Consider the following 18,528-nt stretch of genomic DNA (forward strand, 5'->3'; position numbering starts at 1 on the left):
TACAAGAACATATATATTCTAAAAAGCAAAAAAGAAGCTGTCTAGTTTTGAGACAGCTTCTTTCTTTTTCTAAAGCTGTTTTGCAGTAAATACTGTCATTAAACAACAATTCAATATTTTTATACGAATTTTTAAGCAGTACCGGAATATCCTTTTTATCTACCCAGACCACTTTTTCAATTCCTTCTTCAATTTGTCCTTTCAAATCGCCGTTGTACGATGATTTCATTAAAAACCAATGTGTGATTTTTAAGCGGTATTCTCCATTACGTTTAAAAACATGAAAAGTTTTTTCTAACGGTTGCTTAATTTTTAAATTTCCACAACCCGTTTCTTCTTCCACTTCACGCATTGCGGTTTCTTCAATGGTTTCATTTTTTTCAATACCACCTTTTGGCAAATCCCATTTACCATTACGAAAAATAAACAAAACCTCGTCTTTCTCGTTTTCCACCAAACCACCACCAGCTTTATTTATGGTGATTTTTTCCTTAAATAATTTAAGTAACAAATCTTCATCAGGGTGATACAAATAGGCATTTGTAAGCTGATCTGCTAAATATTGCGCGATCAGTTTTTGTAAATCAACAGTGTCTAACAAAAAATATTGAAAATCGCGTTCTTTTTCTAACGTACTTGTTAAAAAAAGTGGCTTATCATTAATAAAAACTTTATACATTTGTAGTATGATTTTTAATGACAACACAGCACAGAAAACGGCCGAATTGCTTTTACAAATAAACGCAATTAAATTAAATCCTAAAAATCCTTTTACATGGGCTTCAGGATGGAAATCGCCAATTTATTGCGACAATCGCATAACTCTTTCATTTCCAGAAATTAGAAAATTTTTAAAAAACGAATTTGCTGCAAATATTGTTGAAAAATTTGGTAAGCCAGATTACATTGCAGGTGTAGCAACAGGTGCCATTGGTATTGGTTTGTTAGTTGCCGAAGCTTTGGAATTACCTTTTATTTATGTTCGTCCGGAAGCTAAAAAGCATGGGCGTCAAAATCAAATCGAAGGTCAGTTCGAAGAAGGTAAATCTGTAGTAGTTGTAGAAGATTTAATTAGTACGGGAAAAAGTAGTTTGCAAGCTGTTGAAGCCTTGCGCGCTGCCAATGCCAATATTTTAGGAATGGCTGCTATTTTTACGTATGGATTTGACGTGGCATCAGAAAATTTTAAAAACGCAGACATACAGTTGGTAACCTTAAGCAATTACCCAACATTATTAAAAGCTGCAGTAAATAATAATTATATTTCACAAGAAGAAGTTGCTACATTAAGTGATTGGAGCAAGGATCCTTCTGTTTGGGGAGTTTAAAAGAATATATTATGAATTTAGAAAGTCCAATAGTATCAGTTCCAAAATCGTCGGCTTATTTGTTTGACGCTTTATCTGATATTAAAAATTTTGAAAAATTAATGCCAGAAAATATTGCAAAATTTGAAGTTATCGATGAAAACTGCTTTGAATTTGGTTTAAAAGGCATGCCAGAAATAAAATTGGTAAAAAAATCGGCAAAACCTACATCAGAAATTGTTTTAGGTGCTGCAAGCAGCAAATTACCGTTTACTTTAATTGCTAAATTAGACGAAAAATCTGCCGAAGAAACGAACGTGCAATTGCACTTTGAAGGTGATTTTAACCCAATGATGGCAATGATGATAAAAGGACCAATTGGTAAGTTTATTGAAACATTAGCTCAAAATATGGTGAAACTTTAATATAACAGATTTGTTAACAGACTGTTTTTAAAGATCTATTTAAAAATAATAAATCGTACTTTTGTACAACTTTTAATTTTACACTAAAAAATATTTAATATGAATTCATTTGACGTAGTTGTAATAGGTTCTGGTCCGGGCGGATATGTTTCGGCAATTCGTTGCGCACAATTAGGAATGAAAACTGCAATCATTGAAAAATACTCAACTTTAGGAGGAACTTGTTTAAATGTGGGATGTATTCCTTCTAAAGCATTATTAGCTTCGTCGCACCATGTTGATGAAATTAAGCATTTTGCAAATCACGGAATTGAATTACCGGGTGATGTGAAAATTGATCTTGAAAAAATGATTGCTCGTAAACAAGCAGTGGTTGATCAAACTTGTGGTGGCGTTAAATTTTTAATGGATAAAAACAGCATTACTGTTTTTGAAGGTGTTGGATCTTTTGAAAATGCAACTACCATTAATGTTACAAAAAACGATGGTTCTGTAGAACAAATTTCTGCAAAAAACACCATCATTGCAACAGGATCTAAACCATCTTCTTTACCTTTTATTTCTATTGATAAAGAACGCGTAATTACTTCTACCGAAGCATTAAAATTAAAAGAAATTCCTAAACACTTAATCATTATTGGTGGTGGCGTTATTGGTTTAGAATTAGGTCAGGTTTATTTACGTTTAGGTGCACAAGTTTCTGTTGTAGAATACGCAGACCGCGTGTTACCTACTATGGACGGAGCTGTTTCTAAAGAGTTAACAAAGGTTCTTAAGAAAGCAGGAATGAAGTTCTATACTTCACATAAAGTTCAAAAAGTAGAAAGAAACGGCGATGCTGTTTTGGTTGAAGCTTTAAACGCTAAAAACGAAGTGATTTCTTTAGATGGAGATTACGCGTTGGTTTGCGTTGGTCGTCGTCCGTACACTGATGGATTAAACGCTGATAAAGCGGGAGTTAAAATCACAGATAGAGGTCAGGTTGAAGTAAACGATCATTTACAAACATCAGCTTCAAATATTTATGCAATTGGCGATGTTGTTCGTGGAGCAATGTTGGCACACAAAGCAGAAGAAGAAGGTGTTATGGTTGCTGAACAATTGGCAGGTCAAAAACCACATATCGATTATAACTTAATTCCTGGTGTTGTTTACACTTGGCCAGAAGTTGCTGCTGTTGGTAAAACAGAAGAGCAATTAAAAGCCGAAAATAAAGAATACAAAGTAGGTCAATTCCCTTTTAAAGCTTTAGGTCGTGCGCGCGCATCTTCTGATTTAGATGGCTTTGTAAAGATTTTAGCAGATAAAACGACCGACGAAATTTTAGGTTTCCATATTGTTGGTGCTCGTGCTGCAGATTTAATTGCAGAAGCAGTTGTTGCAATGGAATACCGCGCATCGGCAGAAGATATTTCTCGTATGTCACATGCACACCCAACTTTTGCAGAAGCTATTAAAGAAGCTGCTTTGGCTGCTACTGAAAACAGAGCGTTACACGTATAGTTTATAAATAAAAATACTGCTTATAAAAAAGCAGTATTTTTTATTTTAAATTTAATTCTTCTTTATGTTTAAATATATCGCATTATACCTATTGATATTCTTGAGCAGTATCAACGGTTATTCACAAAGGTTTAAGCCATATCATCTACACAATGCTAAGTACGAACATTTTCTTACTCGTAACTTAGTAACAACTAACTTTGATAAATTAATTAATAAACAAGATAAATATCAAGGAAAACATTTAACAATTAAAGGTCTGTTAGTTTTTGATGATTTTAAAGTATTCATTTATGCTAATCAAGCAAGGTATAATGAATTTTTAAATGGTTCTAAAGTTTCTAGATTTCAATTGTTGTTAAAAACCGATGAAATTGAATTTTTAAGAGAAAGTTGTCATTTACTTGAAGCAAATATTTACGGAACATTTCAAAAGTCAGAAAATCAAAATTTAAACAATATTATAGGAACTTTTTCTAATTTGTGTATAATTCCTTAAATACATTTACATACTTACTTCCTCTTCATCATTAAAATCAGTCAAAACATTTTTAGGTGAAATACCATATTTCAATAAATGATTTGTTTGCGATAGAATGTTTCCTCTGCCGTCTTTCAATTGATTCTGCGCTTTTAAGTACGAATCTTGTGCTTGTTGGATTTGCTTGCCAACTTGTTCAAAACTTTTGGTAAAAAGCACTGTTTTTTCATAAATTTTTTCGGCTTGTTTTACAATTTTTTGAGCCGATTTATCTTGCTTGTCCTTATTCCATAAATCTGAAATTAGTTTTAAACAAGCAATTAAATTTGTTGGACTAATCAATAAAATTCGCTTTTTATAAGCATCATTCCATAAATTAGTGTCGCTTTGTAATGCTAGTAAATATGCAGGTTCAATAGGAATAAATAGCATAGTAAAATCCAATCCGTCAATTAAATCGTTATAGTTTTTCGCACTTAATTCATCAATATGTAAACGCAACGCCTTTAAATGATTGTTCAAATAAATAGTTTGTTCTTCGGTGCTATCGGTATTGCAATACCCATCGTAAGCATTCAGCGAAACCTTTGAATCTACTATTATTGATCGATTATTTGGTAAATCAATAATAATATCTGGGCGCACATTTTTGCCATCGTTTGTTACCAAGTTACTTTGTGTACGATATTCACGGTTTTTAACCAAGCCCGATTTTTGCAGTATATTTTCTAAAATAAGTTCGCCCCAATCTCCTTGTTTTTTATGGTTGGTTTTCAATGCATTTGCTAAATTATTAGCTTCGGTACTAATTTTATTGGTTTGTAACATTAATTCTCTAATACGTTCATCTAAAGAAAATCTAATTTTCGATTCTTTATCATACGTTTCTTCCACTTGTTTTTTAAAGCGCTCTATGTTTTCATTCAACGGTTGTAAAATGGCATCAATATTTTGTTTGTTGGCAGCAGTAAATCGTTCCGATTTTTCTTCTAATAATTTTTGAGCGATACTTTCAAATTGTAATGTAGTTTGCCTGTGTAAATGTTCGATCTCTTTTTTCTGAAACAATAATTTTTCTTTTAAAACACTGTTTTCCGATAAAAGATTTGTCTTTTCAAACAATAAAACATCGTTTTCAACCTTTACCTCTTTATGTAAATCTTTAAAAAAAGTAAGTTGTTCGGTAGCAAGGTTTAATTGCAGCAATGTATTATTACTACTAACTTTAATCTTAGAAAGTTTAACTAATAGAAAGATGGTGACTAGTAATAATATACAAATTAGAATGATTAAAAAAGAGGTCATATTTTGTTTTTTAGCAAAAATAACACGTCAATACGACATAATATGACAATTTTTTTTATTATTTTTATATCATGAATTGCAACGTTAAGCATTACTTTATTGTTAACGTGATAAAAGAAAAAAGTATGAAAAAGTTTTTATTATTGGCTTCAATTATGATAGCCGGAAGTGCTTATGCACAAGACTACAAAAATTCCATAGGTATCCGTTTAGGATCTGGTGTTTATGATGCGATTGGGGCATCGTACAAAACATTTATTACTCAACCCGGTGCTTTAGAATTTAACTTAGGAATTAGACCATATTCACATTCTGCAGGTCCATGGAAGCATAAATGGACAAATGTTTCACTTTCCGGAGCGTATCAACATCATTTCCCAATCGGGAATATCAGTGGTTTTAAATGGTATATTGGTGGAGGTTTGGTTTTCGCTAATTCTTTTTCTAATCATGATGATTATTCTGGAGTTAGTGTGGGTGTTTTCCCAACTGGTGGTGTAGATTATAAATTAAAAAGTGCTCCATTTGCTTTTTCTGTAGATTTACGACCAACTGTTCATGTTACAGAAGGTGTTCGCCACCACGAAGGTTTCTTTTTTAACGGTGGTATAACAGCTCGTTATACATTTTAAATTTTTAATTTGATATAAAAAACAAGCGCAAATATATATTTGCGCTTGTTTTATTTAAAGCATTTTATTTTTAACAAAAACATTTGCTAATAGTATTATTTTTTATATATTTCGAAAAAAAATAAGCTATGAAAACAAAATTTGATGTAGAATACCCTATAACAGCATCACCCCAATTATTGTATCAGTATATTTCAACTCCTTCGGGATTAACAGAGTGGTTTGCAGATGATGTAAATTCACGCGGAGAATTCTTTACTTTTATTTGGGGAGATAGTGAAGAAAAAGCAAAATTAGTTTCGAAAAAAACCGATGAAAAAGTAAAATTTAGATGGTTAGAAGAAGAATATGAAGAAACCGACTACTTTTTTGAATTACGAATTGTATTAGACGAACTAACAAAAGACGTGGTTTTAATGGTAACCGATTTTGCAGAAGAGAATGAAATTAAAGATCAAACTCAACTGTGGGACAATCAAATAGCCGATCTTAAAAAAGTATTAGGGTCTGCATAATTAAAGCCTTATATTTGCTCTGAATTTCAGAGCTTTTTTTATGATTAATTTTAATGGAAATTTAGTAGCACAATCTAACGAGAATATTGAACAAAACCGCGGCTTTCTTTATGCCGATGCCGTTTTTGAAACATTGAAAATTTTAGATGGTAAAGTACTTTTCTTAGAAGATCATTATTTTAGATTAATGGCATCTATGCGTATTCTGCGTATGGAAATTCCATTAGATTTTACTTTAGAATACCTTGAAGGTGAAATTTTAAAAACAACTAACGCTTTTAATTTAAACAATGCTCGTGTACGTTTAACTGTTTTTAGAACAGGCGAGGGGCGCTATTTGCCAGAACAACGAACAATAGGGTTTATTATAAACGCAGAAAGCACCTCAGGTTTATATTTAAATGCTACCGATAAATACGAGGTTGAACTTTTTAAAGACTTTTACATATCTAAACATTTACTAAGTACTTTAAAAACGACAAGTTGTTTAATAAATATTACAGCTAGTATTTTTGCACAAGAAAATAACTATGAAAATTGTTTATTGATAAATGACGATAAAAATGTTGTTGAAGCAATAAACGGAAATGTTTTTATAGTTAAAGACAACATTATTAGTACTGCGCCAATTGCAGATGGCTGTAAAAATGGAATTGTGCGAAAAAAACTAATGGAAATAATTAATAATACAGAAGATTTTGTTTTAGAAGAACGTTCTATTTCACCGTTTGAGCTACAAAAAGCCGATGAGATTTTTATTACTAATATTGCAATAGGTATACAGTCGGTAACGCAATACCGTAAAAAAACGTTTGTTAATAAAGTAGCAAATAATTTATTAACGAAATTAAATGCGGCATATTAAATTTAATTCATAACCGGATCTTCTGGAGCATTTGCCCAAATTATAAACTCATCACCAAGGTCAATCATTAATTCTTTCCATAATTTAGAAGGAACTTTTTCTAGTAAGTGATTTGTAAACTGATTTTCAACACAAGTCCACGCTTTTTCATTGATTTCATCTTGTAGTTGGTTTTCTTCCCAACCGCTGTAACCTAGAAAAAAACGAATGTCTTTTTGCGATACTTTGTTGTTCTTTAAAAGCTCAAACAAAACTTCGTAATCACCACCCCAAAAAATACCATCTTTAATTTCGATACTATTGGGAATTAACGAAGGAATTGTATGTAAAAAATAAAGATTATCTTGTTCTACCGGTCCACCATTAAATATTCTGAAATTGGTATGTGCTTCCGGAATAATGTCTTGTAACGATAAGTTTAAGGGTTTATTTAAAATAAATCCTACACTTCCTTTTGCGTTATGCTCAGCTAATAATAAAACAGTTCGGCTAAAAACTGCATCTAATAAAACCGATGAATCAGATATTAATAGCTTTCCTTTAGTGGGAGTTAGCTGTTTCATAATATTTTTTATTTAAAAATAAAAAAAATAAATAAAAAAAACCACGCTTTGCAGGTGGTTTTTCATTATTTATAAAGAAAATTATTTTTTCTTTTTAGGTGCAGCTTTAACTGGTGTGTTAACAGCGCCGTCTAAATCAGCACCCGCTTTAAATTTTACTACTTTTTTAGCAGCAATTTTAATTGCTTTTCCAGTTTGTGGATTTCTACCTTCTCTTTCTGCTCTTTCAGAAACTGACCAAGAACCAAAACCTACTAATGAAATTTTTTCACCGTTAGTTAAAGTTTGTCCAACATTCTTTAAAAATGATTCTAAAGCTGATTTTGCAGCAGCTTTTGTAATTCCTGCATCTTCTGCGATTGCGTCGATTAATTGTGTTTTGTTCATAATAATTTTTTTATTGAGTTAATCTTAACATATACAAATTTAAAAGTTAAATTCATTTATACAACTTTTTTTTGAAAAAAAGTATGCAAAATAGCAAATAAAAGCTATAAAATTGCTTAAATACATTTAGCGTTGTTAGAAAATTGCATTCCGTTTAGTAATTCTGCGGTTTTCATTTTCTTTTTACCAGGGAATTGTATCGATAAAACTTCAATAAATCCATCTGTAGTATAAATACGAATTTCTTTTTTTGTGGTTTGAAAATGTCCTGGAGTAAAACGATGATTTTCTAAAGTATATTTTACATCATGTATTTTAATGTTCCATTCGTTTTCTTCATCTATTAAAATAGTGTAAGCAGATGGATAGGGATTTAATCCCCGAATTAAATTATAAACATCTTTGCTTGGCTTATTAAAGTCTATTTTACAATTGTCGCGGTTTAATTTGTAAGCTGTTTTTGTTTCTTCGGCAGGTTGTATGGTGGTTTTAACCAAATTGGTTTCAATTAACTTTAAAGTTTCAACAACTGTTTCGGCACCTAAATGCATTAATCTGTCATGCAACTCGCCGGCAGTTTCGGTTTTTGATATATCTGTTTCCTTCTTTAAAATAATAGCACCCGTATCAATTTTTTCATCAATAAAAAAGGTAGATACGCCCGTTTTTTCTTCGCCATTAATAATTGCCCAGTTTATTGGTGCAGCACCACGGTAATCTGGTAATAAAGACGCATGCAGGTTAAACGTGCCTAATTTTGGCATTTGCCATACCATTTTTGGTAACATTCTAAAAGCTACTACAATTTGTAAGTTGGCATTTAATGCTGCTAATTCTGCCAAAAAATCTTCTGATTTTAAATTAGTTGGTTGCAAAACTTTTAAGTTTTTTTCTTGAGCATAAATTTTTACCGCAGATTGGTTTAGTTTTTGTCCACGTCCAGCAGGTTTGTCTGGTGCTGTAACAACAGCTGGAATTTCGTAATTGTTATTGTAAATTGTATCTAATATTCCCACCGCAAAATCGGGTGTTCCCATGAATATAATTCGTAATTTTTCCATTATAATCTTATATATGTGGCATTTTGGTAAAGGTATTCACTTTCTTCTAAAAGTTCCTTTAAAGCTTGTGCCAAGAAGTTTGATTTATTTAAATATATTGATTTTAGTTCAGCTAATTCCAACACGTGATTTTGTGGGTATTTTTTTAAACTAGTTTTAATGTCATTAACGATAGTGTCGTTTTGCTCGGTATTTTTATTTTGAAGGCAAGATGAACATTTACCACATTTTTCATTAAACTCTTCGTCGAAATAATTTAAAAGGATTTTATTTTTACAAATAGTTGAATTTGTAACATAATGAAGCATTGCCTTAAACTGCTTATCTTTTATAGTATTGAACTGTGTTAGGTTTTTTGCAACACGGTTAATGGTAATATCGTCTTCGCGTATTTCGGTTAAAATAACGTTGGTATCATTTGGTGCTTGTGTAAAAGTGCAAAACCCTTTTAAAACCCATGATTCAATGGTTTCTATAATTTTGGCTGCCGGCATTTTGGTATGTTTCGATAATGTTTCGATATCTATAGCTGTTTCGCCGTCTTGAATTCCTCTGTAATGATGTAGAATGCTTAAAAACAAAATCTCTTCTAAAGAATGGTTGCTAAAATAGGCAATGGCATCGTTAGAATTTATTAAAAAATGAATGTAATTTTTGTATTTAAATGCTTGTTCAAAATTTAAAACCGATTGTCTATCTAAAAATTCAAATGCATGAAATGTTTTGCTAACAGGCAAATTGTATTTTTCGCAAAAATCTTTAAAGTTAAAACGAATGGTTTCGTTAAAACCTTCGCCATAAGCTATTTGAAAGTGGTTTACAAAACGTTTATATACAAGCTTTACAAAATCGATTTCTAAATGATTTAAATCGTGAAAGCCTTTTGCTTGATTAATACTGTTTGAACTTAAAAGCAAGGTGGCAAATGCTTTTTCGCCATCTCTACCAGCTCTGCCGGCTTCTTGGTAGTATCCTTCTAAATTATCAGGTATGTGTAAGTGAATTACGTTACGTACGTTTGGTTTGTCTATACCCATGCCAAAGGCATTAGTGGCTACCATAACCAAAACTGTTTCGTTTAGCCAATCGTTCAATTTTTGTTTTTTCGATTTAAAATCTAAACCGCCATGAAAAAAATCGGTAGCAATTCCGTACGATTTTAAATTTTGCGCAACCTCAATAGTTGCTTTTCTACTTTTAACATATATAATTGCAGGTGAAGGATTTTTTTTAAGGATTTGAAGTAACAATTCTTCTGTATTCTCTTGCTGATAAACACCATAATACAATTCGTTACGCAAAAAAGTCTTTTTAAAAACTTTTGGATTTTTTAATTGTAAACTACTAATAATATCTTGTTGAACCCTATTATTTGCCGATGCAGTTAACGCAATAAACGGAACGGATGGAAGCCACTCTTTTAACTTGCCCATTTCTAAATACGCCGGGCGAAAATCGTGCCCCCATTGAGATATGCAATGCGCTTCGTCTATGGCTACTAAATTTATGGGTAATTGAATGATTCTACTTAAAATCCATTCGTTTTTTAGACGTTCGGGCGCAATGTACAGAAATTTGTAATTTCCGTAGAGCGAATTATCTAACAGATTCGAAATTTCTTCCGTTGATAAATTTCCCGATATGGATAAAGCCTTAATGTTTCGATCTTTTAATTGGTTAATTTGATCTTCAATTAACGCAATTAAAGGTGAAACAACCAAGCAAATACCATCGGTCATTAAAGCTGGTATTTGAAAGCAAATACTTTTTCCACCGCCAGTTGGCAGTAAGGCTAAGGTATCGTTTCCTTGAACAACCGATTCTATTATTTCAGCTTGCGGATTTCTAAAAGAATCGTACCCCCAAAATTTCTTTAAAATATGTACAGCTTCAAACAAATGCGTGTGTTTTTTTCTTTAAAAATAAAGAAAAATTACAAATTATTCAATATAAATGTAATTCTTGTTTCTATATCAGCTTTAGGAACTTCGGTAAGCGTGTATCCATAGCTTTGGTAAGTTTCTACTAAATGATCGTGAATTAATTTTGCCTGTTCAAAATTTTCGTAACGTTCATTATCGCTTACATAAATATCTTCCCATGGTGGTAAAATAAAAATTTTAGAATATCGGTGATTTTTACAAGCTTCATCAAATAAAGCAGGATACGCATCGCCTATATAATGCATATAAGCTAAAACGTCTGGAATTCCACGGTCTATGAAAACGCATTTGCTTTCTTCGTTTTTAGCGTTGTTGTATTGGTTAATTCTGCCTTTTAAAAGCATCTCGCTAAACAATAACGGTTCTTTTAAAAACAATTGGTCAATGCCGGTTTGTTGGGCTTCTAATGTTACTTGACGTGAAATTTCAGGATAACAGATATATCCTTTTTTTGTAAGTTCGTTTATAATTGATGTTTTTCCTGAACCAGGCCCACCAATAAGTAAAATAATTTTTTTATCCACCTTAAAAAATCAAAGGGCAAATTTACATATAAAAATTAAATTGTATATTCATTAAAACGAATATTAGTATATTTACCTTAATGTAATGTATATTTGTAGACAATTTTATTTTATGAACGAGAAAACAGAAGAATTTTATAAGCGCCTAAAAGCAGAGTTAGAAAATACTACTGAAAAATGGCCTACCGAATATTTATATAAATTTATTATACCTGCTAGCGAAGCTAAAGTTGCTTTAATAGAAAAGGCTTTTAACAATATGGGGGCTGTTATAAAAACAAATAAATCTAAAAACGGAAACTATTCAAGTGTATCAATTAATGTAATAATGCCAAGTGCCGATGCGATAATTGAAAAATATAAAGAAGTTTCTACTATAGAAGGAATAATTTCCTTATAAATTTATGAAATTTAATCCAACCAAAGCAATAGAAAATTTAGAGTATAATACCAACCGTAAAGATTTGGTATTGCCCGAATATGGTCGTCACTTACAAAAGTTAATCGATCAGGTTATTTTAATTGAAGATAGTGAGGAACGCAACAAAGCGGCTAGAGCAGTAATTGATATCATGGGGACTATTAATCCGCATTTGCGCGATGTATTAGATTTTCAGCATAAACTGTGGGATCAACTTTTTAAAATGTCGCGTTTTGAATTAGATGTAGATTCACCTTACGAAAAGCCAAGAGCGACTACCAATTTTAACGAACCTATTTTAATAGAATATCCTAGAAACAATCATCAATACCGTTTTTACGGATCAAATATTGTTGATATGATAAATGAAGCAATTAGTTGGGAAGAAGGTGAACGTAAAGATGCTTTAATTATGGTGATAGCAAACCACATGAAAAAAAGCTACGTAAATTGGAATAATGAATCGGTAGACGATGCTGTTATTTTTCAGCATTTAAAAGAATTATCTAAAGGTAAAATAGATTTAATATCAAATGCTGATGACAACAACAATACGGTTAATTTAATGAAACCAAGTGTTCGTAGCAATCAATTTCAAAATCGTAGCTCATCAACATCAAATACAAATAACAGAAACAATCAGTTTCAAAGTCGGAATAATTCAGGGAATAATACCCCAAACCAACAGCGCAATAATTCAAATAACAAGCAGGCAAATACACCAAATGCAAATAATAGGTTTGTAAAAAAATCAAATCCAAACAACAATAACAATTCATCTAAAAATACAAATAGAAATTCAAATTAATGGGAACTTTTAAAATTGAAGGCGGACATACTTTAAACGGTGTTGTACAACCACAAGGGGCTAAAAATGAAGCACTACAGATTTTATGCGCAGTTTTATTAACCGATGAAAAAATTACAATTTCTAATATTCCCGATATTATAGATGTTAATAAACTTATTTCTTTATTAGAGAATTTAAGCGTTGCTGTTGAAAAATTAAATAGAAACACTTACACATTTCAGGCTAATAATGTTAATTTAAGCTATTTAGAGTCTGATAAATTCCGCGAAGAAGGAAAGTCGCTTCGTGGTTCTATTATGATCGTAGGCCCGTTATTAGCGCGTTTTGGTAAAGGATACATTCCCAAACCGGGAGGCGATAAAATTGGTCGCCGCAGATTAGATACCCATTTTGAAGGATTTATAAATTTAGGTGCTAAATTCAGATACAACCGCGAAGAGTATTTTTACGGTGTAGAAGCGCCAAATGGTTTAACAGGCGCTTATATGTTGTTAGACGAAGCTTCGGTGACTGGAACCGCAAATATCGTAATGGCAGCCGTTTTAGCGAAAGGAACTACCACCATTTACAATGCAGCCTGCGAACCTTATTTACAGCAACTTTGCAGAATGTTGAATAATATGGGAGCTAAAATTACTGGTGTAGGTTCTAATTTATTGACTATTGAAGGTGTTGAGAAATTAGGTGGTTGTACGCACCAGATTTTACCAGATATGATCGAAATTGGATCTTGGATAGGCTTGGCAGCAATGACACGTAGTGAAGTTACCATTAAAAATGTAAGCTGGGAGAATTTAGGGGTAATACCAACAGCTTTCAGAAAATTAGGAATCACTATTGAAAAAGTAAACGAAGACGATATCTTTATTCCTGCACACACCAACGGATACGAAATTAAAGGCGATATTGACGGATCTATTTTAACGATAGCCGATGCGCCTTGGCCAGGTTTAACACCCGATTTGTTGAGTATTTTTCTGGTAGTAGCAACGCAGGCAAGGGGAGAAGTGTTGATACACCAAAAAATGTTTGAATCGCGTTTGTTCTTTGTTGATAAATTAATTGATATGGGCGCAAAGATACTTTTATGTGATCCTCACCGTGCTGTAATCATTGGTCACGATTTTAAATCGCAGTTAAAAGCAACCAAAATGTCATCGCCAGATATCCGTGCCGGAATTTCGTTATTAATTGCAGCATTATCTGCAAAAGGAACAAGTGTGATACAAAACATAGATCAAATAGATCGCGGATATGAAAATATAGATGAGCGTTTATTGGCTTTAGGAGCAAAAATTGAACGTTTAGATTAATTATAAGTTTTAAGCAATAAGCTAAAAGCAAAAACTCCGACGAAGTTTCAAACTTCGTCGGAGTTTTTTAATTGTAATAATTGTATATAATTACCGGTTTGTTGTTCTTATAAATACTGCCGTTTTTAATGTCATGAATATCTTCTTGCTTTCTCTTGACTTTAAAGCGATAAGCAAATCTCTTAAAACTTAACGGCTTTTTTTCAAGATAAAGATTGTTATAATCATTAACCTGCCATTCAGTATCATTTTTTTTCTTAATAATCCTTAAGTTTTCCTCCATTTCATAATACGGAGTTAATCGTTTAGTAAAAATATTAGAACGCATAATTTTAAAAGGTGTTTCTACAAAAAATAATTTTCCTTTTTCATCAAACAAAAATGTGCCTGTTTGCGGATAATAAATCGAAGCAGGATTATCAATTCGTTGCGCAGGATAGGTTTCCCGGTGTCCAAGACTATATGAGATATGGTTTGAACTAAAACTTACGTAGTTTGATTCTATTTTACTAAGGTTTTCGTAATATTCCTTTTCTCCTCTAACAAATCTGTGTCCTGTAGCAAATGTTTTAATTTCAAGTTTTCTTTGATATACGTTAACAAAAATTTGCGCTTTATTAAGATAAATGCTATCTCGTTCAAATTCATAATTATCCCCAATTTGGTAAGAGAATTTTATTTTATCAATAGGCTTAAGTGTATCATAAGATATTGTTATTTCCTGTCTTCGCCAATTGCTATTATCTTCAACTCCTGTTAAATCTTTTTGGTTTTTATCATAAGTATATTTAATAAAATCTTTGTTATCATTATTGTATCTAATTTCTAACAAGTTTTCTGTTTTTACATCGTAAATGTACTGCATAGTGTTAGTAGTAAAATCACGTGCAAAGTAGTTGTTTTTAATACTAATGGTTAAATGTAAACTATCGGTTTTGTAACTATAAAAATGAGTAGATTTCGTCTTAAGGTTTCTATTTAAATATATCGAACGCTCTAAAAAACCAGTTTCTTTGTTATAATAATAGATGTTTTTTTCTCCCAGTAGCATACGATCTCTACTTCTGTAAAAATCACTCCAATCATAAAAACTTTCATATTGTTCAATACTTTGAACATCTTTAGGTGCTTTAAAATTATCTAAAGACCAAAAACCACCCAATGTTAAATTTCCGTAATATTTTAATGCGTAATCATACGTAAATGTTGGTTCTAACGGGTGTATTTCACGTTGTGCGTGGCTTTTAGTTATACTGCAAAAAAGGCAAAATAATAAAATAAAAAAAGGGTGTAGTTTTATCCTCATAGTTGTAAAGTTAGTTTTGTGTTTGTCAAATACCGTACCTATTATTTTAGAATTGAAATAATTAAGAGATTTATATGGTTGAATTTAAGTATTAAAATAAGAAATATTGTGTTTGTTTTGAAATTTTCGTTTGCCAATTCAAAAATAATGCAGATATTTGCACTCGCTAACAAAAAGCATATACGCTCTTTAATTATTGCAGAAAAGTAAAAAATAATTTGTAGGTTTTAAAATTAATATTAATTTTGCAACCGCAATAGCAAATAATGGTCCGTTCGTCTAGGGGTTAGGACGCCAGGTTTTCATCCTGGTAACAGGGGTTCGATTCCCCTACGGACTACAAAAGGTTTCCATTGAACCTAAAAAACAATGGCCCGTTCGTCTATCGGTTAGGACGCCAGGTTTTCATCCTGGTAAGGGGGGTTCGATTCCCCCACGGGCTACAAAGGTTTTCATCGAACCTAAAAAACGATGGCCCGTTCGTCTATCGGTTAGGACGCCAGGTTTTCATCCTGGTAAGGGGGGTTCGATTCCCCCACGGGCTACAAAGGTTTTCATCGAACCTAAAAAACGATGGCCCGTTCGTCTATCGGTTAGGACGCCAGGTTTTCATCCTGGTAAGGGGGGTTCGATTCCCCCACGGGCTACAAAGGTTTTCATCGAACCTAAAAAACGATGGCCCGTTCGTCTATCGGTTAGGACGCCAGGTTTTCATCCTGGTAAGGGGGGTTCGATTCCCCCACGGGCTACAAAGGTTTTCATCGAACCTAAAAAACGATGGCCCGTTCGTCTATCGGTTAGGACGCCAGGTTTTCATCCTGGTAAGGGGGGTTCGATTCCCCCACGGGCTACAGTTAGTTGTAAATAAGTTTTGTAAAATAGTGGTCAGTGTCTCGATTATTATTTTATTAGTTAAAACCAAAGTGTTCGCCTAAGCAAATGTGGGAGGTTTTTCTTTTTTAACTAAAAGTTTTAAAAATAATTAATTACAATTAAAAAGATTAAAAAATGGCAAATCACAAGTCAGCTTTAAAAAGAATTAGAAGCAACGAAAAAAAGAGAGTGTTAAACAAGTATCAGCACAAAACAACTCGTAATGCAATTAAAGCTTTACGTTTAGTTGGAGAAAAAGCGGAAGCTGCTGAAAAATTAGTTGTTGTTACTTCTATGATCGATAAATTAGCTAAAAAGAATATTATTCACGCTAACAAAGCAGCTAATTTAAAATCAAAATTAACAAAACACGTTAACGCACTATAATTAGTTAATGTTTTGAGATATATAACACTTAAGCTCTCCTTAAACGAGGGCTTTTTGTTGTTAAAAGCATCTGCATAAAAAAAGAAACTTTAGTTTTATGACCCAAATAAGAAATATCGCAATTATTGCACACGTTGACCACGGTAAAACTACTATGGTAGACAAAATTATGTATCATTGTCAATTGTTTAGAGAGAATGAGAATACTGGAGATTTAATCCTTGACAATAACGACATTGAGCGCGAAAGAGGAATTACAATTGTATCTAAGAACGTTTCTGTTCAATATAAAGGAACTAAAATTAACATTATTGATACTCCTGGTCACGCGGATTTTGGCGGTGAGGTAGAGCGTGTGTTGAATATGGCCGATGGAGTTTTACTTATTGTTGATGCTTTTGAAGGACCAATGCCACAAACGCGTTTTGTGTTACAAAAGGCTATTGAGTTAGGTTTAAAACCATGTGTTGTTATTAATAAAGTAGATAAAGAGAACTGTACACCTGAAGAAGTACACGAAAAAGTTTTCGATTTAATGTTTGAACTTGGTGCCGAAGAATGGCAGTTAGATTTTCCAACGGTTTACGGTTCTGCTAAAAACAACTGGATGTCTACAGATTGGAAAAACCAAACTGATTCAATGGAAGCCTTGTTAGAAATGGTTATAGATCATATTCCTGCTGCAGAAGAAAAAGAAGGGACACCACAAATGTTAATTACTTCTTTAGATTTCTCTTCATTTACAGGGCGTATTGCTATTGGGCGTTTACACCGCGGTGTTTTAAAAGAAGGGATGCAAGTATCTTTAATTAAACGCGAAGGTGGAATTGTAAAATCTAGAATTAAAGAACTTTATACTTTTGAAGGTTTAGGCCGTATGAAAGTAGAAGAAGTTAAAGCAGGTGATATTTGTGCTGTTGTAGGTTTAGAAGGATTTGAAATTGGAGATTGTATTGCTGATATCGAAAATCCAGAAGGTTTACAAACAATTACAATTGATGAGCCTACAATGAGTATGTTGTTTACAATTAACGATTCACCATTCTTTGGTAAAGAAGGTAAATTTGTAACGTCTCGCCATATTAAAGATCGTTTAACCAAAGAATTAGAAAAGAACTTAGCTTTACGTGTTAATGAAACTGATTCTGCCGATAAATTCATGGTTTTTGGTCGTGGAGTACTGCATTTATCTGTTTTAATTGAAACAATGCGTCGTGAAGGTTACGAATTACAAATTGGGCAACCACAAGTTATCATCAAAGAAATCGACGGTAAAAAATGTGAACCAATTGAAGAATTAACAATTGATATTCCTGAAAATTTATCAGGTCGTGCAGTAGAATTTGTTACGCTTCGTAAAGGTGAAATGTTATCTATGGAGCCAAAAGGTGAGCGTATGATTATTAAATTCAACATTCCTTCTCGTGGAATCATTGGTTTACGTAATCAATTATTAACAGCTACGGCAGGTGAAGCAATCATGTCTCACCGTTTCTTAGAATACCAACCATACAAAGGTGAAATTGCTGGGCGTAATAACGGTTCGTTAATTTCTATGGAGAATGGAAAAGCTATTCCTTATTCTATCGATAAATTACAAGATCGCGGTAAATTCTTTGTTGATCCTAACGAAGATATATACGAAGGTCAGGTTATTGGGGAAAACTCTCGTCAAGATGATATGACGGTTAACGTAACCAAAACTAAGAAACTTTCTAACGTACGTTCTTCTGGAGCAGATGATAAAGCACGAATTATTCCTGCAATAAAATTCTCGTTAGAAGAAGCTTTGGAATACATTCAAAAAGATGAGTATGTTGAGGTAACACCAAAATCTATCCGTTTACGTAAAATCTACCTAAACGAAACAGACAGAAAACGTTTTAAAAACGATTAATTAAATTTA

Annotated in this window: 20 protein-coding genes and 6 tRNA genes; 18 read left to right on the top strand and 8 right to left on the bottom strand. The window is 32.4% G+C overall.

Annotated features, from left to right (window positions below):
• Positions 1–679: NUDIX hydrolase (locus EG242_RS10505; protein WP_124899841.1), on the bottom strand; the 679-nt coding region annotated here is incomplete at its 3' end.
• A gap of 7 nt (positions 680–686) precedes the next feature.
• On the opposite strand from EG242_RS10505, the gene pyrE reads away from it, so the two are divergent.
• The 4 genes from pyrE to EG242_RS10525 all read left to right on the top strand — a co-directional run bounded on the left by pyrE (position 687) and on the right by EG242_RS10525 (position 3,734).
• A complete protein-coding gene (gene pyrE, locus EG242_RS10510; RefSeq protein ID WP_124899842.1) occupies positions 687–1,328 on the top strand; it encodes an orotate phosphoribosyltransferase in 642 nt (213 codons plus the stop codon).
• Between the two features lie 11 nt (positions 1,329–1,339).
• Positions 1,340–1,732 carry an SRPBCC family protein gene (locus EG242_RS10515; RefSeq protein ID WP_124899843.1) on the top strand — a complete coding sequence of 131 codons (393 nt, stop codon included), beginning with the start codon at positions 1,340–1,342 and terminating at the stop codon, positions 1,730–1,732.
• 99 nt (positions 1,733–1,831) lie between these two features.
• The gene (lpdA, locus tag EG242_RS10520) at positions 1,832–3,235 is read left to right on the top strand and encodes a dihydrolipoyl dehydrogenase (protein ID WP_124899844.1); all 1,404 of its coding nucleotides are present in this window, start codon (positions 1,832–1,834) and stop codon (positions 3,233–3,235) included.
• 64 nt (positions 3,236–3,299) lie between these two features.
• A complete protein-coding gene (locus EG242_RS10525) occupies positions 3,300–3,734 on the top strand; it encodes a hypothetical protein (protein WP_124899845.1) in 435 nt (144 codons plus the stop codon).
• A gap of 6 nt (positions 3,735–3,740) precedes the next feature.
• Here the strand turns inward: EG242_RS10525 and EG242_RS10530 are convergent, their stop codons facing one another.
• Positions 3,741–5,021 (bottom strand): DNA recombination protein RmuC, encoded by a 1,281-nt coding sequence (locus tag EG242_RS10530; protein WP_124899846.1) that lies wholly within the window; start codon positions 5,019–5,021, stop codon positions 3,741–3,743.
• Between the two features lie 125 nt (positions 5,022–5,146).
• Here EG242_RS10530 and EG242_RS10535 point away from each other — a divergent pair, with 125 nt between their 5' ends.
• The 3 genes from EG242_RS10535 to EG242_RS10545 all read left to right on the top strand — a co-directional run bounded on the left by EG242_RS10535 (position 5,147) and on the right by EG242_RS10545 (position 7,033).
• On the top strand, positions 5,147–5,653 hold the full coding sequence (locus EG242_RS10535) for a hypothetical protein (RefSeq protein ID WP_124899847.1): 507 nt from the start codon (positions 5,147–5,149) through the stop codon (positions 5,651–5,653).
• 128 nt (positions 5,654–5,781) lie between these two features.
• Positions 5,782–6,168, top strand: a complete 387-nt coding sequence (locus EG242_RS10540) for an START-like domain-containing protein (protein WP_124899848.1) — start codon at positions 5,782–5,784, stop codon at positions 6,166–6,168.
• A 40-nt stretch (positions 6,169–6,208) separates the two neighbouring features.
• Positions 6,209–7,033, top strand: a complete 825-nt coding sequence (locus EG242_RS10545; RefSeq protein WP_124899849.1) for an aminotransferase class IV — start codon at positions 6,209–6,211, stop codon at positions 7,031–7,033.
• A 2-nt stretch (positions 7,034–7,035) separates the two neighbouring features.
• Here the strand turns inward: EG242_RS10545 and EG242_RS10550 are convergent, their stop codons facing one another.
• The 5 genes from EG242_RS10550 to EG242_RS10570 form a co-directional block, all read right to left on the bottom strand.
• Positions 7,036–7,596 (bottom strand): YqgE/AlgH family protein, encoded by a 561-nt coding sequence (locus EG242_RS10550; RefSeq protein ID WP_124899850.1) that lies wholly within the window; start codon positions 7,594–7,596, stop codon positions 7,036–7,038.
• 81 nt (positions 7,597–7,677) lie between these two features.
• Positions 7,678–7,983 (bottom strand): HU family DNA-binding protein, encoded by a 306-nt coding sequence (locus EG242_RS10555; protein ID WP_124899851.1) that lies wholly within the window; start codon positions 7,981–7,983, stop codon positions 7,678–7,680.
• A 116-nt stretch (positions 7,984–8,099) separates the two neighbouring features.
• On the bottom strand, positions 8,100–9,044 hold the full coding sequence (fmt, locus tag EG242_RS10560) for a methionyl-tRNA formyltransferase (RefSeq protein WP_124899852.1): 945 nt from the start codon (positions 9,042–9,044) through the stop codon (positions 8,100–8,102).
• The gene (locus EG242_RS10565) at positions 9,044–10,942 is read right to left on the bottom strand and encodes a RecQ family ATP-dependent DNA helicase (RefSeq protein ID WP_124899853.1); all 1,899 of its coding nucleotides are present in this window, start codon (positions 10,940–10,942) and stop codon (positions 9,044–9,046) included. Before EG242_RS10565 ends, fmt begins: the two co-directional genes overlap by 1 nt.
• A gap of 35 nt (positions 10,943–10,977) precedes the next feature.
• Positions 10,978–11,511, bottom strand: coding sequence for an AAA family ATPase (locus EG242_RS10570; protein WP_124899854.1), 534 nt, complete (start codon positions 11,509–11,511; stop codon positions 10,978–10,980).
• 112 nt (positions 11,512–11,623) lie between these two features.
• Here EG242_RS10570 and EG242_RS10575 point away from each other — a divergent pair, with 112 nt between their 5' ends.
• From EG242_RS10575 to murA, 3 genes are read left to right on the top strand one after another with little or no spacing between them, the layout of a single operon-like run.
• The gene (locus tag EG242_RS10575; RefSeq protein ID WP_124899855.1) at positions 11,624–11,911 is read left to right on the top strand and encodes a DUF493 family protein; all 288 of its coding nucleotides are present in this window, start codon (positions 11,624–11,626) and stop codon (positions 11,909–11,911) included.
• A gap of 4 nt (positions 11,912–11,915) precedes the next feature.
• Positions 11,916–12,740, top strand: coding sequence for a DUF4290 domain-containing protein (locus EG242_RS10580; protein WP_124899856.1), 825 nt, complete (start codon positions 11,916–11,918; stop codon positions 12,738–12,740).
• Positions 12,740–14,056: a UDP-N-acetylglucosamine 1-carboxyvinyltransferase gene (gene murA, locus EG242_RS10585; protein WP_124899857.1), complete on the top strand. Its 1,317-nt coding sequence runs from the start codon at positions 12,740–12,742 to the stop codon at positions 14,054–14,056. Before EG242_RS10580 ends, murA begins: the two co-directional genes overlap by 1 nt.
• Before the next feature lie 67 nt (positions 14,057–14,123).
• On the opposite strand, the gene EG242_RS10590 is transcribed toward murA, so the two are convergent.
• A complete protein-coding gene (locus EG242_RS10590) occupies positions 14,124–15,362 on the bottom strand; it encodes a hypothetical protein (RefSeq protein ID WP_124899858.1) in 1,239 nt (412 codons plus the stop codon).
• A 268-nt stretch (positions 15,363–15,630) separates the two neighbouring features.
• Here EG242_RS10590 and EG242_RS10595 point away from each other — a divergent pair.
• The 8 genes from EG242_RS10595 (at position 15,631) to typA (ending at position 18,519) form a co-directional block, all read left to right on the top strand.
• Positions 15,631–15,702 (top strand) — tRNA-Glu (locus tag EG242_RS10595).
• 31 nt (positions 15,703–15,733) lie between these two features.
• Positions 15,734–15,805, top strand: a tRNA-Glu gene (locus EG242_RS10600).
• 30 nt (positions 15,806–15,835) lie between these two features.
• A tRNA-Glu gene (locus tag EG242_RS10605) sits at positions 15,836–15,907 on the top strand.
• A 30-nt stretch (positions 15,908–15,937) separates the two neighbouring features.
• Positions 15,938–16,009: transfer RNA gene (locus tag EG242_RS10610), tRNA-Glu, on the top strand.
• 30 nt (positions 16,010–16,039) lie between these two features.
• Positions 16,040–16,111, top strand: a tRNA-Glu gene (locus EG242_RS10615).
• Between the two features lie 30 nt (positions 16,112–16,141).
• A tRNA-Glu gene (locus EG242_RS10620) sits at positions 16,142–16,213 on the top strand.
• A 157-nt stretch (positions 16,214–16,370) separates the two neighbouring features.
• Positions 16,371–16,622 (top strand): 30S ribosomal protein S20, encoded by a 252-nt coding sequence (gene rpsT, locus EG242_RS10625; RefSeq protein ID WP_124899859.1) that lies wholly within the window; start codon positions 16,371–16,373, stop codon positions 16,620–16,622.
• Between the two features lie 97 nt (positions 16,623–16,719).
• A complete protein-coding gene (gene typA, locus EG242_RS10630) occupies positions 16,720–18,519 on the top strand; it encodes a translational GTPase TypA (protein WP_124899860.1) in 1,800 nt (599 codons plus the stop codon).
• The last annotated feature ends 9 nt before the right edge of the window (positions 18,520–18,528 follow it).

The organism is Paenimyroides viscosum (assembly GCF_003858535.1).
In the GTDB taxonomy this organism is placed as follows: Bacteria; Bacteroidota; Bacteroidia; order Flavobacteriales; family Flavobacteriaceae; genus Flavobacterium; species Flavobacterium viscosum.

Excerpts from the sequence above, each read along its gene's own strand:
- EG242_RS10535 (WP_124899847.1), top strand. The coding sequence starts at position 5,147 with ATGAAAAAGTTTTTATTATTGGCTTCAATTATGATAGCCGGAAGTGCT.
- murA (WP_124899857.1), top strand. The coding sequence starts at position 12,740 with ATGGGAACTTTTAAAATTGAAGGCGGACATACTTTAAACGGTGTTGTA.
- lpdA (WP_124899844.1), top strand. The coding sequence starts at position 1,832 with ATGAATTCATTTGACGTAGTTGTAATAGGTTCTGGTCCGGGCGGATAT.
- fmt (WP_124899852.1), bottom strand. The coding sequence starts at position 9,044 with ATGGAAAAATTACGAATTATATTCATGGGAACACCCGATTTTGCGGTG.
- EG242_RS10555 (WP_124899851.1), bottom strand. The coding sequence starts at position 7,983 with ATGAACAAAACACAATTAATCGACGCAATCGCAGAAGATGCAGGAATT.
- EG242_RS10525 (WP_124899845.1), top strand. The coding sequence starts at position 3,300 with ATGTTTAAATATATCGCATTATACCTATTGATATTCTTGAGCAGTATC.
- rpsT (WP_124899859.1), top strand. The coding sequence starts at position 16,371 with ATGGCAAATCACAAGTCAGCTTTAAAAAGAATTAGAAGCAACGAAAAA.
- EG242_RS10540 (WP_124899848.1), top strand. The coding sequence starts at position 5,782 with ATGAAAACAAAATTTGATGTAGAATACCCTATAACAGCATCACCCCAA.
- typA (WP_124899860.1), top strand. The coding sequence starts at position 16,720 with ATGACCCAAATAAGAAATATCGCAATTATTGCACACGTTGACCACGGT.
- EG242_RS10580 (WP_124899856.1), top strand. The coding sequence starts at position 11,916 with ATGAAATTTAATCCAACCAAAGCAATAGAAAATTTAGAGTATAATACC.
- EG242_RS10550 (WP_124899850.1), bottom strand. The coding sequence starts at position 7,596 with ATGAAACAGCTAACTCCCACTAAAGGAAAGCTATTAATATCTGATTCA.
- EG242_RS10515 (WP_124899843.1), top strand. The coding sequence starts at position 1,340 with ATGAATTTAGAAAGTCCAATAGTATCAGTTCCAAAATCGTCGGCTTAT.
- EG242_RS10545 (WP_124899849.1), top strand. The coding sequence starts at position 6,209 with ATGATTAATTTTAATGGAAATTTAGTAGCACAATCTAACGAGAATATT.
- pyrE (WP_124899842.1), top strand. The coding sequence starts at position 687 with ATGATTTTTAATGACAACACAGCACAGAAAACGGCCGAATTGCTTTTA.
- EG242_RS10530 (WP_124899846.1), bottom strand. The coding sequence starts at position 5,021 with ATGACCTCTTTTTTAATCATTCTAATTTGTATATTATTACTAGTCACC.
- EG242_RS10575 (WP_124899855.1), top strand. The coding sequence starts at position 11,624 with ATGAACGAGAAAACAGAAGAATTTTATAAGCGCCTAAAAGCAGAGTTA.
- EG242_RS10590 (WP_124899858.1), bottom strand. The coding sequence starts at position 15,362 with ATGAGGATAAAACTACACCCTTTTTTTATTTTATTATTTTGCCTTTTT.